This is a genomic window from Roseinatronobacter ekhonensis, assembly GCF_900499075.1.
GTDB classification, from domain to species: Bacteria; Pseudomonadota; Alphaproteobacteria; order Rhodobacterales; family Rhodobacteraceae; genus Roseinatronobacter; species Roseinatronobacter ekhonensis.
The window spans coordinates 98,382-113,163 of sequence record NZ_UIHC01000002.1; the positions used below are offsets into that span (position 1 = coordinate 98,382).

Annotated in this window: 16 protein-coding genes; 3 read left to right on the forward strand and 13 right to left on the reverse strand. The window is 63.6% G+C overall.

The features are described from left to right. Positions 1-9: 9 nt before the first annotated feature. The 12 genes from ROE7235_RS01425 to ybgC all read right to left on the reverse strand — a co-directional run bounded on the left by ROE7235_RS01425 (position 10) and on the right by ybgC (position 11,928). Positions 10-732, reverse strand: coding sequence for a sulfotransferase (locus ROE7235_RS01425; RefSeq protein WP_121092879.1), 723 nt, complete (start codon positions 730-732; stop codon positions 10-12). 11 nt (positions 733-743) lie between these two features. Continuing rightward, a complete protein-coding gene (locus tag ROE7235_RS01430; RefSeq protein WP_121092880.1) occupies positions 744-1,484 on the reverse strand; it encodes a hypothetical protein in 741 nt (246 codons plus the stop codon). Positions 1,485-1,608: 124 nt separating this feature from the next. Continuing rightward, on the reverse strand, positions 1,609-2,880 hold the full coding sequence (locus ROE7235_RS01435; RefSeq protein WP_147434149.1) for a calcium-binding protein: 1,272 nt from the start codon (positions 2,878-2,880) through the stop codon (positions 1,609-1,611). A gap of 362 nt (positions 2,881-3,242) precedes the next feature. Continuing rightward, positions 3,243-5,168 (reverse strand): ATP-dependent zinc metalloprotease FtsH, encoded by a 1,926-nt coding sequence (gene ftsH / locus ROE7235_RS01440; RefSeq protein WP_121092882.1) that lies wholly within the window; start codon positions 5,166-5,168, stop codon positions 3,243-3,245. A gap of 74 nt (positions 5,169-5,242) precedes the next feature. Continuing rightward, positions 5,243-6,466, reverse strand: a complete 1,224-nt coding sequence (gene tilS / locus ROE7235_RS01445) for a tRNA lysidine(34) synthetase TilS (protein WP_121092883.1) — start codon at positions 6,464-6,466, stop codon at positions 5,243-5,245. Continuing rightward, positions 6,463-7,233 (reverse strand): tetratricopeptide repeat protein, encoded by a 771-nt coding sequence (locus ROE7235_RS01450; protein ID WP_121092884.1) that lies wholly within the window; start codon positions 7,231-7,233, stop codon positions 6,463-6,465. Before ROE7235_RS01450 ends, tilS begins: the two co-directional genes overlap by 4 nt. Before the next feature lie 3 nt (positions 7,234-7,236). Beyond that, positions 7,237-7,761 carry a peptidoglycan-associated lipoprotein Pal gene (gene pal, locus ROE7235_RS01455; RefSeq protein ID WP_121092885.1) on the reverse strand — a complete coding sequence of 175 codons (525 nt, stop codon included), beginning with the start codon at positions 7,759-7,761 and terminating at the stop codon, positions 7,237-7,239. A 16-nt stretch (positions 7,762-7,777) separates the two neighbouring features. After that, positions 7,778-9,085: a Tol-Pal system beta propeller repeat protein TolB gene (gene tolB / locus ROE7235_RS01460; RefSeq protein ID WP_121092886.1), complete on the reverse strand. Its 1,308-nt coding sequence runs from the start codon at positions 9,083-9,085 to the stop codon at positions 7,778-7,780. Then, entirely contained in the window at positions 9,082-10,227 is a 1,146-nt protein-coding gene (tolA, locus tag ROE7235_RS20060) for a cell envelope integrity protein TolA (protein WP_183073246.1), read from the reverse strand. Before tolA ends, tolB begins: the two co-directional genes overlap by 4 nt. A gap of 15 nt (positions 10,228-10,242) precedes the next feature. Beyond that, positions 10,243-10,713 (reverse strand): protein TolR, encoded by a 471-nt coding sequence (gene tolR, locus ROE7235_RS01470; RefSeq protein ID WP_121092887.1) that lies wholly within the window; start codon positions 10,711-10,713, stop codon positions 10,243-10,245. A 2-nt stretch (positions 10,714-10,715) separates the two neighbouring features. Further along, positions 10,716-11,414 (reverse strand): protein TolQ, encoded by a 699-nt coding sequence (gene tolQ / locus ROE7235_RS01475; protein ID WP_121092888.1) that lies wholly within the window; start codon positions 11,412-11,414, stop codon positions 10,716-10,718. 100 nt (positions 11,415-11,514) lie between these two features. Beyond that, the gene (gene ybgC, locus ROE7235_RS01480; RefSeq protein WP_121092889.1) at positions 11,515-11,928 is read right to left on the reverse strand and encodes a tol-pal system-associated acyl-CoA thioesterase; all 414 of its coding nucleotides are present in this window, start codon (positions 11,926-11,928) and stop codon (positions 11,515-11,517) included. A gap of 120 nt (positions 11,929-12,048) precedes the next feature. On the opposite strand from ybgC, the gene ROE7235_RS01485 reads away from it, so the two are divergent. Further along, a complete protein-coding gene (locus tag ROE7235_RS01485; RefSeq protein ID WP_121092890.1) occupies positions 12,049-12,726 on the forward strand; it encodes an SDR family oxidoreductase in 678 nt (225 codons plus the stop codon). A 3-nt stretch (positions 12,727-12,729) separates the two neighbouring features. Here ROE7235_RS01485 and ROE7235_RS01490 read toward each other — a convergent pair whose 3' ends face one another. Next, entirely contained in the window at positions 12,730-13,353 is a 624-nt protein-coding gene (locus ROE7235_RS01490) for a hypothetical protein (RefSeq protein ID WP_121092891.1), read from the reverse strand. A 117-nt stretch (positions 13,354-13,470) separates the two neighbouring features. Between ROE7235_RS01490 and ROE7235_RS01495 the strand changes: the two genes are divergently transcribed. After that, complete coding sequence (locus tag ROE7235_RS01495; RefSeq protein WP_121092892.1) at positions 13,471-14,325, forward strand: tetratricopeptide repeat protein; 855 nt, start codon at positions 13,471-13,473, stop codon at positions 14,323-14,325. A gap of 99 nt (positions 14,326-14,424) precedes the next feature. Continuing rightward, entirely contained in the window at positions 14,425-14,718 is a 294-nt protein-coding gene (locus ROE7235_RS01500; protein WP_121092893.1) for a hypothetical protein, read from the forward strand. Positions 14,719-14,782 lie beyond the last annotated feature (64 nt).

Here is a 14,782-nt window from a genome sequence, read left to right on the forward strand (position 1 = left end):
TACGCTTTGTCAGGTCCGAAAGGCCGGGTTACGGCCATGGTTCAATTGCTGGGCAAACACCTGTTCCAGTTGTTCGGCACTCGGGCGCGCGCCCATCCGCCGGAACAATGGTTCCAGCGCAGAAGGGTCGCGAATATAGTCATCGTAATGGAGCATCAGGCTGGTGTCGGGATGGGCCTCGGCATAGGCCCGAAACAGCCCTTCCGCCTCTGCCAGCGTGGCGCGGACAAAATCGGGGTCGCAAATCGCCCACCATGCCGAGCGCGCAACATCGTCATGCGCGCGGGTGTTGAACACAAAGCGGCTGCCTGGAAAGAACCGTGCGATGAAATCCAGATATTGCGGAAACAGTTCCGGATCGCCATGCACGCGGATCTCCTTGAACCCGCCGATATGCGTGTGTTCGGGCAGGTTCAGCACCTCGCGGCGGAACAGCGCGGCCAACTGGTGCCCAAGCGCCTCCGGGTCGATCAATTCGGCCCCGAACCATGGGCGGGTCGCGTCCGTTTGCGCGCCGCGTGCGCGCAGATCGCGGATCGGGGCGGCGCTGTCCAGCGCGTGCCATGCCTGAAACAGGTGCCACAGGGTGTTGTTATTCTCTCCACGCAGCACCACACCGTCGATGGTGTTGAGCAGGTTTTGCAACAAGGTGGAGCCGGACCGCCCATAGGTCACGATAAACACATACCCGCCAGCAGGGTGGCCGTGATCTGTCGCGGTGGAAACGGGCATGGTCGTCCTTGTCAGGCGGCGCAAAGGGTTTGAAGCCGCACCAGCGCCTCCGCGTAATTTGGCACATAATCCGCGATGTCGGCAGAATTCTGCCCCTTGCTTTTGGCGAAGACCTGCAATCGCGGGTCATCGGGCTGGGCCGCGATCCCCGCGCGTGCGGCAATCGCGATGACCTGCGTCGCGGCAGACCCGTCAGGGCGGTAAATATCCTCGAACACTTGCCAGTCCCATTGCATGGCACGATTGCGCAGCAATGTCAGGGTTTGCCCAAGGGCTGCGAAATCGACATGCACACGGTGGGGCAAGCGGGCAAGGTCAATCGGATGAGGCTGATGCGACCCTGCGATGATCTTGGGGTAGACATCTGCGGCCTCTGACGCGCCCCAAGCGCCGGTCGCCTGCGCCAGCAAAAGCGAGCCGATGCGCTTGGCCTCATTCCGGCGGGTCAGCACGATCATGTGGTAGCCGCGCGCTTGGCCCGCATCGATCAGCTCGCGGGTAACGGCCATGGGCAGCACTTCGATGCAATGCTTGATGTTGGGGGTGTCGGTCAGGGCTGCGTCGATGTCGGCGCGTAAACGGGCCGTATCACCATGTGCATCAAAGGCTTGGGTGATTGCACCCAGTTTGCGTTCGGCGTTGAACGGCTCATGCTCTATCGTGCGAAAGGCCGACAGCTTTGCAAGCGCCGTGGTCAATTCTGTCCCGCCGGTGCGGCGCAGCGTCAGGATAATCCAGGGCTTTTCGTGCATGGTCCGACCTTAAGCGAATGTCGATGCACCATAGCATCGCCTGCCACGGCTTCAAGCCGGGCGACCGGTCAGGCCGAAGAACATGGGCGCTAATTCAGCGCCCATGCCCGTCGTGCGGTGTTGCTCAGGCTCCGACAAGATCGTTGACTATGTTGATATAGTTCGCCATCTGGGCGGTATCGGTGATGCCTTGCAGGGTGACAATATCCCCATCGCCAAAGTCGAATACGAGGTTGCCACCAACCACATTGCCATAGGTCGAGATGACCGCTGCGGTCGTCAGGCCACCGCCCCACAGGTCCGCATCCAGTTCCAGCATATCGTTCTCGGAGAAGTCGAAATCCTCGACAAGCAAAGTGTCATGGCCGTCCTCGAACACGAAGGTATCGGCATCATCGAACCCGCGCACTGTGTCGTCGCCGGTGCCGCCGATGATCCGGTCATCGCCGAGGTTGCCGCCGATATTGTCGTCATCCGCGCCGCCGAAAATGGTGTCATTGTCTATACTGCCGTAAATTTCGTCGTCACCGCCATTGCCGTAGATCGTGGTTTCCCCAAGGTAAATGCCGCCGTAGACGGTGTCATCGCCTGCGCCGCCATTGATGGTGTCCGCGCCACCACCACCGCCGATCCGGTCGCCGCCGTCAGAGGCGTTGATTTCATCTGCACCGCCCATGCCCCACAACGCATTGAACCCTGTGGTGAGCGTGCCATCGGCGTTCAGAGTGTCCTCGCCGCCTCCGCCGTAAAGCGTGTCATTGCCAGCGCCGCCATGGAGCAGGTCTTGGTCTGCGCCGCCACCAATAATGTCATTACCATTGTCGCCATACAGTGAGTCATCGCCCGCGCCGCCCCAAAGGCGATCGTCGTTGTCATTGCCGCGAATGCTATCGAAACCGTCTTGGCCGCGAATGGTGTCATTCCCGTCACCGCCATTTAGCGTATCGCCGCCACCGCCGCCAACGATGGAATCGTAGCCGCCATTTCCAGAAATGTCGTCATTTCCCGCGCTGCCAGACACATCATCAGTGTTGTTGCTGCCCAAATAGGTAATGTTTGACGTGACGAGCTCATTTTCATCGTCGCCAAAACCAAAGACCTGAGCGCCTGTGGCATTCCTCGCATCAACGATCAGGTCTTGTTGGGACAGTATGGCCAGCATCGCAGTAGGGTCGTCGTCGTCCAGCAGCCCTTGCAAGGCTTGGTCGAATTCGTCGAAAGTCCAGCTTATTCCTGTGATCGTCGCAACCAGATTATTCTGAGCGTCGCGCGTTTCCCACCCGGATATCGTGCCGCTAACGAAATCATCGCCAACGAACAAGCCGGTACCATTGATCGTGGTGAGCGCCCCGGTCGCAGGGGTTCTGATCTCTACTTCTGTCGATGTCTGGGACAACAAGTCTGGCCAGTCCCAAAACACGAAGTCAAAAAACGGTATTGGGCTATCGCCGGGCAGTGTTGGGACAGCCCCAGTGAGAACGATTCTTGCTGGGGGCATAACTTTTCTCCATTCAAAACCTTGATTTCGCTACCATAGTCACAAGCTCGCGATTTCACAACATATCCGGCTGTGGTAATCGTGCACCTCACATTTGAAAGTCGGGTCAACGCCCCAGCCGCTGCGCGCATTTTGTCTGTTACGAGCCAGATATGAGGGTCGGTATTATTGATGCGTGCGTATTCGCACTTTTGCGGTGTCGTCGAATAAAAAAGCCCGACCAATCTGGCCGGGCTTTTCGCTGAAGTGTATCTGGTCGATCACGCGCTGGGTTCGGGTTCCATCCCATCGCTGCCTTCGTCCCCGCCGCGTTTGCGGCCACGGGTTTTCGGGATACTTGCCACAGACGGAGTCCCGCTACTGGGCGTATCGGCGTCGTCATCGTCGCGTCCGATGGGTTCGCCGCGCATGACGCGCCCAATCTCGGGACCGGTCAGCGTTTCGTATTCCAGCAGGCCTTGCGCCAGATTTTCGAGATGCTCTTTATGCTCGGTCAGAACACGTTTCGCGGTCTCGTAGCCTTCGTTGACCAGTTCGCGCACCTTGTCATCGATCATCTTCTGGGTGATGCCCGAATGGTTCGACCCGCCGCCATAGCTGCCAAGGTAGCTTTGCTGCTCATTGGCGTAATCGACATAGCCCAGCTCTTCATCGAAGCCGAATTGCGTGACCATGGCGCGGGCGATTTTCGTCACCTGCTGGATGTCGCTGGCCGCGCCTGACGTGACCGCATCCTCGCCAAAGATGATCTCTTCGGCGACGCGCCCGCCCATCGCCATGGCGATCTTGGACTTGTATTTGCGGTAGCTGACCGACAGTTGGTCGCGCTCCGGCAGGGACAGCACCAGACCCAGCGCACGACCGCGCGGGATGATGGTGGCCTTGTGGATCGGGTCATGCTCGGGAACATGCAGACCGACCACCGCGTGGCCTGCCTCATGATAGGCGGTCAGCTTCTTCTCATCCTCGGTCATGACCATGGAACGACGCTCCGCGCCCATCATGACCTTGTCCTTGGCGTTTTCGAAGTCATCCATCACCACAAAGCGGCGGTTCGAGCGCGCGGCCATCAGCGCCGCTTCGTTCACAAGGTTTGCCAAGTCCGCACCAGAGAACCCAGGGGTGCCGCGCGCGATGATGCGCAGGTCGACATTCGGGCCCAGCGGCACCTTGCGGGCGTGAACGCCCAGAATGCGCTCGCGACCTTTGATGTCCGGGTTCGGAACCTGAACCTGACGGTCGAAGCGTCCGGGGCGCAAGAGCGCCGGGTCCAGCACGTCAGGACGGTTGGTCGCGGCGACGATGATGATGCCTTCATTGGCCTCAAAACCGTCCATCTCGACCAGCAACTGGTTCAGCGTCTGTTCGCGCTCGTCATTGCCGCCGCCATAGCCCACACCACGCGACCGGCCAACGGCGTCGATCTCGTCGATGAACACGATGCAGGGCGCGTTTTTCTTGGCTTGCTCGAACATGTCGCGCACGCGGCTTGCGCCCACGCCCACAAACATCTCGACAAAGTCAGAGCCGGAGATGGTGAAGAACGGCACGCCCGCTTCGCCCGCAACGGCGCGCGCCAGCAGGGTTTTACCCGTGCCCGGAGGGCCGACCAACAGCGCGCCCTTGGGGATCTTGCCGCCGAGGCGCGAGAATTTCTGCGGGTTGCGCAGGAATTCCACGATTTCTTCAAGGTCATCCTTGGCTTCGTCAATGCCCGCCACGTCGTCAAACGTCACACGGCCCTGCTTTTCGGTCAGCAGCTTGGCCTTTGACTTGCCAAAGCCCATCGCGCCGCCTTTGCCACCGCCCTGCATGCGGTTCATGAAATAGATCCACACACCGATCAGCAACAGGAACGGCAGCCACAGCATAAGCGTGGACATGAAGCCTGACTGCTGCTGCGGCTGCGCTTCGACCGGAATGTTCTGGTCCAGCAGGCGTTGGGTCAGCGTGGTGTCATCGGGGCGCACGGTGCTGTATTGCTGGCCGTCGCTGCCAACGAACACGATGCGTTCGCCATCAATGGTCACGCGGCTGACCTCGTTATTGTCCACGCGCGTGATGAAATCCGAATAGTTGACGCTGCGTGCCGAGGATGTGCTGCTGCCATTGCTGAACATGTTGAACAACATGATCATCAGCAGAAAGAGCACGATCCAGAAAGCGAAATTCCGTGCGTTGCCCACGGGCCTCTCCTTTAGTCAGGTCGGCGCGGGTCGCGCCGTTGTTCCAGTGTTACATAGCGATTACCGCGCCGCAATCAATGAGCGTCGCCGGTTGCGGGCCAATCGGGCGGCAATGCGCGGCAATTTGCCCGAAATTCCGGGTTAAATCCGGCCAGAGGCGCAGCAATCAACCGCTCACCCGCCCAGACCGACGGGCTTGAGAGCACGGAGTCGCGGGGCACCAACCAGCTTGCGCGGTCGGTTTGCGACAGTCCCACAGGACCAAGTGCGCGGGTTTCCAGCCCGTCATGTGCCGGGCCGGTGATCTGCCAGCGCCCGTCCCACGGTCCGGGGGCAGGGGCTGTGACGGTGTCCACCGCCTTCCATTCACGGCAGATACGCAGCTGGTCGGGGCCTTGCACCAACACGCAGCCATGCAGCGTGGCGCGCGCGGTGTCGAGCGTGCTGCGCAAGGCGCTCAGGCGGGGGCGATACGCGGAATTGCCGACAAAGCACAGCGCCGCGGCGACCAGACGGTCCCGCGTGTCGGCTGGCAAGGCGCTCAGTCCGGCACGGTCCAGCAGCAGGTCGCCGTGCTCTTGACGCACCAACGCACCTGCGGCCTGTTGCGCGGCATTGTCCAGCACGCTGCGCGCTGCGGCCATGCGGTCCGCGGTCTCTGCCAGCCGGTCAACATCCAGCCCCAAGGTCGCGATTGCCTGCCGGGTGCGCACCCGTTCATAGCCCGTGTCATCATTGCTGGGGTCGTCGGCCCAGTCCCAGCCAAGGCTGCGCAGATGGGCGCGCAACGTGTCGCGGCGCGTATCCAACAGCGGGCGCAGCCATGTCAGTCCTTTGGCAGTGCGGGCAGGTGCCATGGCCGCCAACCCGTCCACGCCAGAGCCGCGCTTCAGCCGCATCAGCAGGGTTTCCGCCTGATCGTCGCGGGTGTGCCCCAGCGCGACATGCGTGATCCCGCGCGCATTGGCCCATGCTGCCAACAGGTCTTGGCGGGCCTGCCGCGCGCGGTCTTGCAGATTGCCGCGCCCGTCCCACGACCATGGCAAGATGTCATGCGGTGCGGCCAACCCTGCGGCCCGTGCGGCGACCAGCGCGCATTCGCCCTTTGCTTCGGGCCGTAACCCGTGATCGACCGATGCAACATACAACCGGCAGCCGTGGCGCGCGGCCCAACCGCTGGCCAGATGCAACAGCGCCATGGAATCGCCACCGCCCGACACTGCCAACCCAAGGGCTTGGGGCGGGTCCGGCAACAGGGTATCCATCGCGCCGTTGAAGCGGTCGGGCAGGGTGGTCAAGGGCAGGCAAGCCGCGCGCGCGCGTCGTCTGCCTGCGCCGCTTGCGGGCTTCCGGCGAAACGGGCGCGCAGCTCGTCGAACATGGCGCAGGCTTCTGCCACCTGATCCAGCCGTCCAAGGCTTTCGCCCAAAGCCAACAGCGCGCGTGGTGCGTCTGGCCCGTCGGGCGCGGCCATATACAGGTTCAGATAGGCGCGCGCGGCGTCGGGTTCGCGGCCCAGATCGCGATTGACCTCGGCCAGTTTGAAGCTCGCCTCGGGGCCAAGCGGAGAGCCCGGATAGGTTTCGATGAATTGCGCCAGCGCCGTAGCGGCCTCTTGTGGTGCGCCCTCTGCGGCCAGCGCCATGGCGGCATCGAAGGCCCGCTGTTCGCCAGCCGCAAGCTGGGGCTGCGACAGATCGGGCATGGATTGGCCAAGGGCGGGTGGCGACAGCCCGTCAGTGCTGCCGCCCTCCAGTTCTGTCAGACGAAATTCCAGATCGCCCAAACGGTTCGATGCGGCATCAATCGCGCGGCGGATGCGGAATTCCAATTCCTCTGTGCGCCCCGTCAGGTCTGCCAAAGCCGCCTCCATCCGGTCGACGCGGTCCAGCAGGCTGCCGTCATAACCCGGCTGCGATGCCCCCTCGCCAGAGGACAGCTCGCGCGCCAGATCCGCTACGGCACCCGTCAGCGCGGTCAGCTCCGCGCGCAATTCGGCCACGGTGTCGGCACTTGCCGGGGCGGCAAGCACAAGGGTCAGGATGATGGCGCGCAACGCGTGCATGGCTTACCCCGCAGCCCCGCCCGACACGACCGTCACCGCGCGGCGGTTCCGGTTCCAGCAGCGCGGCTCGGCGCAGGCTTCGACCGGGCGTTCCTTGCCGTAGCTGACTGTGCGCAGCCGGTTGGCGGCCACCCCTTCGGAAATCAGGAAGCGTTGCACCGTGTCGGCGCGGCGCGCACCCAAGGCGACGTTGTATTCGCGGGTGCCGCGTTCATCCGCGTGCCCTTCGACAACAACCGCAAATTGCGGGTTAGCGCGCAGCCATGCGGCTTGACCGGACAAGGTGCTGCGGCCTTCGGGCGTCAGGTCAGAACTGTTGTCGTCAAAAAACACCCTGTCGCCGATGCGTTGCTGGAAATGCGCGACAGAGCGCGGGTCATTGGGGTCGCCCAGTGTGCCGGTGGTGATGCCTCCCTCGCCGCCAAACCCATTGGCCCCGCCGCCGCCGAACATGCCGGGGCGCGGGTTGTTACACGCGGCCAGCGCAAGCCCCGCCAGCAAGAGAAGCGATTTTGTGGTCAAATTCATGTCGTGTGTCCCATTGTTATGGCAAGAGCGGGCCCCAGGCCGGATCGCTGGCCGAGGAAGAAAGCGGCACGCGGCGCAGGTTGCGCCCCGAGATATCCACTGCGTAAAGCGCGGGATCACCCCCTTGCGCCTCTCGGGTGAACATTATGACACGCCCGTTTGGCGCCCAAGTCGGCCCTTCGTCAAGGAAAGAAGCCGTGAGCAGGCGTTCTTCGGACCCGTCAGAGCGCATGACGCCGATATGGAAGCGCCCGGCATGCGACTTGGTAAAGGCGATCAGATCGCCGCGCGGCGACCAGACCGGCGTCGAATAGCGGCCCTGACCAAAGCTGATGCGCTGCGCCTCGCCCCCGTTTGCGGGCATGACATAGATCTGGCTGGCCCCTGACCGGTCGGATTCGAAGGTCAGGAACCGCCCGTCGGGCGAAAAGCTGGGAGCCGTGGCAATCGCTGGCGAATTGGTCAGGCGCACCATCTGGCCGGTGCCAAGGTCCAGCCGAAACAGGTCTGTCGTGCCGCCCATCGCGGCGGAAAACACCAGCGCGCGCCCGTCGGGCGAAAATCGGGGCGAGAAGGTCATCGCGCCCGGTATCTCGCCCACAAGCTGTGCTTGCCCCGACCGCAAATCCATCAGCGCAATGCGCGGGCTGCCGGTCTGGTAGGTGGTGTAGACTGCCTTGTCGCCAGTGGGCGACACGCGCGGCGCTATGACCAAAGCGCGCCCGTCGGTCAGGGTGCGGATGTTCTGGCCGTCCTGATCCATGATTGCCAGCCGTTTGACGCGGTTTTCGCGCGGGCCAGATTCGGCCACGAAGACAACACGGCTGTCGAAATAGCCGCCCTCGCCGGTGATCTGGCTATAGACCGCGTCCGACACTTTATGCGCCATGCGCCGCCAGTCCTGCACCGTGCCCGCAAATTGCAGCCCTTGGCCCATTTGCTGCCCCGACACCACGTCGAACAGGCGGAACTTGACGGTCAGGTTATTGCCACTGGCCGCCACCGACCCCACGATCAGGGCTTGGGCGTTGACCGCCCGCCAATCGGGATAGGACACGCCTGCGTCAAAGCTGGTGATCCGCGCGATATGCGCGGCGGGCGACACTTCGCGAAACAAGCCCGTGCCCGACAGGTTCGCGGCGACCACCCGCGAGAGCGCCTCTGCATATTGGCCACCGCCCTGATCTTCCGGCACGAAGGCGGGAACGGCGAAGGGCATCGGCTCGATGACCCCTTCGGTGATCTGCAAGCGCAAGGGCTGTGCCTGCGCCGCCATGCCAAAACCCATCCAGAGCGCCAGAAAAGCAATCAAAAGCCGTGTCATCGCAGTCTCATCCCTTCGGGGTTGAATGTAATCTCGACATCGCGCCAAGCGTCATATTGCTCTGGCGGCAGGCCGTAGCCATTGCTTGAGCTTGCGCAACGGATGATGGCGCGGCGTGCGGCATCGAAAGCTTGCGCAATGGCACCGTCCGACCCTTGAGAACTTTCGACAATGTAGATGCTGCCCTGTTCGGGCATCGCGCCCGGTGTCATAGAAAAGCCCACGGTGACGGTGACCTGCTGCGCTTCGGTGGAGAGGGTGCCAATGTTCCAGCACTGCTGGATCGCAAGGCGCAGGCGGTCGGCCTCTGATGCGCTGAACCCCGACTGAGGGCCCGGTGTGCCAAGGCCCGCAAGGCTGTCGGCCAGCGCGGCGGCCACGGCGTCGGCGACCTCGTCCGCGACATCTGGTTCCGGCGCGGGCTCCGGCTCCGGTTCTGGCGCTGGCTCTGGCGTCGGCTCGGGGTCCGGCGTTTCAGCAACCTCGACCGGCGTCGGCGCGGGGCGCTCTGGCCGCGTGCGCGGCCTTGGGCTGACCGTGGGCGCGGCTGCGGCGCGGTCCAGACTGTCGGTTTCCGTTTCGGTGGCTTCGGTCACGATTTCGGTCGTCGCCTCTGGTGGGGCGGCTTGGTCCTGTTCGGGCAAGACCACATCGCCCTGCGCGTCCGCGCTGGTCTGCGGTTGCGCGGTCAGGTCGATCGTGGCGTCCTCTGGTGGCGCGTCCGATGGCGTCGGGGCCACGCGGTCCACGGGGCGTGGGGCAGGACGCTCCGTCGCGCCGGGGGTCGGCGCGGGCGAAAAGATCGCCCCGGTCGAGTCCGGCGCGGGGGCGGGTGTCGGGTCTGGTTCAGGTTCCGGCATGGGGGCAGGCGGCTGAATCTGCTCTGGTTCGGGCGCTGGTTCCGGTTCCGGTTCCGGTTCGGGTGTCGGCTCGGGGGCAGGGACGGGCGCTTGCGCCCCGCTCATTGCCGCGAACTCTTCTGCACTGACCAGCGACACCTCGGCCACCGGCATGTCGCGCTCATTCGAGGGCGCGGCGAACAGGTCGAACACCAACACCCAGGCCACAAGGCCAAGGTGCAGCACGGCAGAGGCCTTTTGGCCCGTGTCCATCCGTCCGACAATGTCGCTTGCAACGCTCATATTGGCGAATGGCCCCTAGTTGCCTTGCCCGTCAAATCGCGGGCCGCCCTGTTCTGTGACCAGCCCGATATCGTTGAACCCGCCCGCGTTCAGGGCGCCCATGACCTGCACCACCCGCTCATACGGGATGGACCCGTCGGCGCGCAGGAACACCTTGCGGTTGGACCGCTCGGACGCGACCGCGCGCAGGCGGGGTATCAACTCATCCGCGCCGATTTCGCTATTCATCAACATGACTTGTCCGTCTGCGGTCAAGGTGACGGATAGCGGCTCCTCTTGCTCGGCTGGCAGCGCGCCCGCCGAGGTGCGCGGTAGTTCCACCGGCACACCCACCGTCAGCATGGGGGCTGCGACCATGAAGATGATCAGCAGCACCAGCATCACATCGACAAACGGCGTGACGTTGATTTCCGACATGCGGCCCGTGCGCGCACGCCGCCCGCGCCGTCCTCCGCCCTTGGATTTGCCCATCAGTTGCGCGCCCATGGTCAGGCTGCGTCCAGTTGGCGCGACAGGATGGTGTTGAACTCGTCCGCGAAGGCTTCGTAGCCCGACAGGATCTCGTCGCTGTCATCGCTCAGCTTGTTGTAAAAGATCGTGGCGGGAATGGCGGCCAGCAGGCCCAGACCCGTCGCCAGAAGCGCCTCTGCAATACCCGGTGCGACGACCGCAAGGTTCGTGGATTGCGCAAGGGCAATTTCCTCGAACGCGTATTTGATACCCCAGACCGTGCCGAACAACCCGATGAACGGGCTGGCCGACCCGACAGAGGCCAGAAAGGTCAACCCGCGTGTGAGGTCTCGCCCTTCGCGCGCGATGGCCACATCCATGGACCTGTCAATCCGCGCGACGGCACCGGGGATCAGCCCGCCATCCGCGCGGTGCGACCGCCGCCATTCGGCCATTCCGGCCGAAAACACGCGTTCGGGCGGGCTGGCGGGATTGGGACCGATCTGGTCGAACAACTGGTCCAACGGCTCGCCCGACCAGAAGGCCGCGTCGAACGACTCTGCCTCGGCCCGCGCACGGCGGTAGCGGATGTGTTTTTGAATGATGATCGCCCATGACCAGAAAGAGGCGACAATCAACGAGATCATCACCAGCTTCACGGTCAGCGTGGCGCGGGCGAACAGCGCAATCAACGAGAAGTCGATCTCTTGCGCAGCGGTCAGTGTGGTCGGGTCCATGAGTCTGCTCGGGTTTGGGGGCCGCATCTGACGGCGGCTTTGATCCAGACCATACAGCAAGACAAGCGCGACACCAACACGATGGCGTTATACCCTTGGTTTATTCCGCCTCTTGCGGCGGATTTTTACCGATTTCCGCAACCAGCCGTTCCGGTAGGGGAATGGGACGTCCCGCATCACTGATGCATACCAGCGTTACCTCGGCCTCGAATAGCAGCTTTGCGCCCCTCAGCACCGCCTGATGCAGGATCAGACGCGCGCCGGAATGGCTCAGATACCGGGTGCGCACCTCTAGCAGGTCGTCATAAACGGCAGGCGCGCGGTAGTCTGCAACCACGCGGCGCACGGCGAAAACACCGCCGCCAGTCGCTTTCATCTGCGCTTGATCAACGCCCAGCCCCCGCACCCATTCCGACCGGCCACGTTCGATGAACTTCAGGTAATTCGCGTAATAGACGATCCCGGCCATGTCGGTATCTTCGTAATAAACGCGAACGGGGTGGGAATGGGTCATGGCTTGCCTGTGGCCTTGGTTCGACTGTGGCCTATCGCCAAGACCGTCACACGACAAGGGGTTGTGGGTCCACAGGTGCTGCATAGGTGAAGCTCTGACACAACCACACGGAGGCATATCATGTCAGATCGCAAGACCCTGTTCATCACCGGCGCATCCAGCGGGATCGGGGCGGCCACGGCGCGCGCGGCCGTCGCTGCCGGATGGAATGTCAGCCTGTTCGCACGCAGCGCCGACAAGCTCAAAGCCTTGCAATCAGAGCTGGGCGACGCGGCGCTGACGATCAGCGGCGACGCAACGCATCTGCTGGCGCAGGAAGACGCCATTTCCCGCACGATAGAGCATTTCGGTAGGCTGGATGCGGCTTTTGCCAATGCTGGTACCGGGCTCGACACCCCCGGCACCGAAGCGGGCGATCCGGAAGAATGGCGCGCGATGATCGACCTGAACATCATGGGCCTGCTCTACACCACGCGCGCGGCCCTGCCAGAATTACGCAAGACCAAGGGGCATCTTGTGTTGACGGGGTCCATGGCGGGTAAAGTGCATTTGCCCGGCTCTATCTACGGGGCAAGCAAATGGTTCGTGCAGGGCTATGCGGGCAACATGGCGCAAGAAATGCGCGACTGGGGCGGGCGCTGCACGCTGATCGCACCCGGCATGATCGACACACCGTTTTTCGAAGAGCCCAAGCCCGACAAGCTGAAACCCGAGGACATTGCAGAGGCCGTCCTGTTCGCGCTAACCCAGCCAGAGCGCGCAAGCGTGCTGGAACTGGCCGTCATGCCGCGCAACTGAGGGCTACTGCACATCCCCCATCCGCGCCGCCAGCCGCAGCGCGTGGGTGGGGTCGGTGGCGACCGCAGGAAGCACCGGGTCATACGCCGCGCGGATCAGCGCGCCGATCTCTGGCCGCAGGATGGTCTGTTCGCCCGCCACCGCCAAGGCCGAGCGGTCGGTAAAGGCCGTTTCAGACCACAGCAGGATCACCTGCACCGCCTGCGACAGCGCCAAGGTCTCTGCATCAACCTCTGCCAGCGCATCATCCATCCGCACGAACACAAAGGCTGCGCGAATGGCGTTCGCCTCGTCAAACCGGAACACGCGGTATTGATTGGCCCTCGCCGCTTGCAAGCGCGCGACCAATGGTCCCAGCCCCTCGACCAGACGGTCAAGGTTGGGCACCTCCAGCAACTCCGCCCAGTCGCGAAAGAAGAACACCATCAGGTTCGCGCCCAGTTCGGGGTCGGTTTCTGCCATCTTGTGGTTGGCGAGTGTGACGACCGCCTCTATCGCGCCTTTGACCGTTTGCAGCGTGGCGTCTTCCACGCCGAACACCACCGGCACGATGGGCCGCCCCCAACGCGCGCACAGGAACTGGCCGTCGGCACGGGTGAACAAACCGGTGATTTCTGCTGCATCCATGGGCATTCCTTTCGGCGCTTGGCATAAGCGCCACAACCCCCGCGCGCAACCCGTCACAAAGGCGTGACACTGGCGTGCCCGCGCCCTATAGCGTGAACCGACTCGGGAAGGGCGGAAATGCGCTGGGCATGGATCATTGCACTGGTTGGTCTGGTGGGCGCTCCGGCGCAGGCGCAGTTGCGCGCCGCGGACGGGCTGGCGGCGCTGCGCGAGGGTGATGCCGTGACCGCGCGTGCCATCTGGCAGCACTTGGCCGAACGCGGCGATGTGCTGGCGCAATACAACCTTGGTGTGCTGGCGCTGCGTGACGGGACGGATGCGCTGCGCTGGTTCACGCTTGCGGCCGAAGCGGGGCACCTGCCGGCGCAAACGGCGCTTGCGGGCCTGTTGGCCGATGCCGGGGATTGGGACGGGGCCGCGCGCTGGTATGCCGCAGCCGCCGGGCAGGGTGATGCGGGGTCCGCGCACAGCCTTGGCCTGTTGCACGATCGCGGGCTGTTGGGCGACGCGGCGCGCGGGCAGGCTGCGCGATGGTTCCGGCAAGCCGCGGATGCAGGGCACATCGACGCACAATTCGCCTTGGGCGCGGTGCTGGCAGAGGCGGATGATCCTGCCGCGACCGAGTGGTTCGCCCGCGCCGCCGAGGCTGGTCATACCGAAGCACAGTTCAACCTTGGCCGCGCGCTGTTCGAGACTGACCCCGAAGCGGCGCGGATGTGGTATCGCCGCGCGGGCTTGGCGGGGTTCGGCGCGGCCAGCCATAACCTTGCGCTGATGCATGCGCGCGGGCAGGGCGGGCGCGAGAGTTTTCAAGCCGCATTGACTTGGGCGCTGGTCGCTCAGGAACAGGGCTTTGTGCAGGCGGCCACGCTGTCGGGGGCCTTGCTGGATGTCATGACCGCACAGGCCGAACAAGCCGCGCGCACGGCAGCGGCGGCCTGTCTGACCCAAAGTGATGATTGCCCGGAATAACGCTCCTCAGGCAAACAGCTTTATGAGCGGCAAAAGACTGCGGTTGGCTTTTTCGATGGCGTTAAACGTACGTTAACCATTCCGTGGCTTCATGCATCCATGCGTGTTGCCCTTGTCCTTTTTCTGATGCTGGCCGCTTGTGACAGCCCCTCCCCCCAGCTTGGGCGGGCAGAGCCGACGAAGCTGACGCGTGGTGGCTACGAAATTACCGTCTGGCGGGCGGATGACCGGGTTGAGGCTATTCGGCACGGCTTTGCGCGCCGCGCAGACAAACCGCATCTGCGCGCGACACTGATGCGCGCCATGCGTGACGCGACCGGCTGCGATCTGCGCGAAAACAGTGTCGAAGGCGATATCGGGGTGCTTAGCGCCCGCTTGTCCTGCCCGGACTAAGGCACCGACCATCGCCGGCACGTCACACCAGGTCAGAGTCCCGTTTGCGCCAGATCAAGGCGAC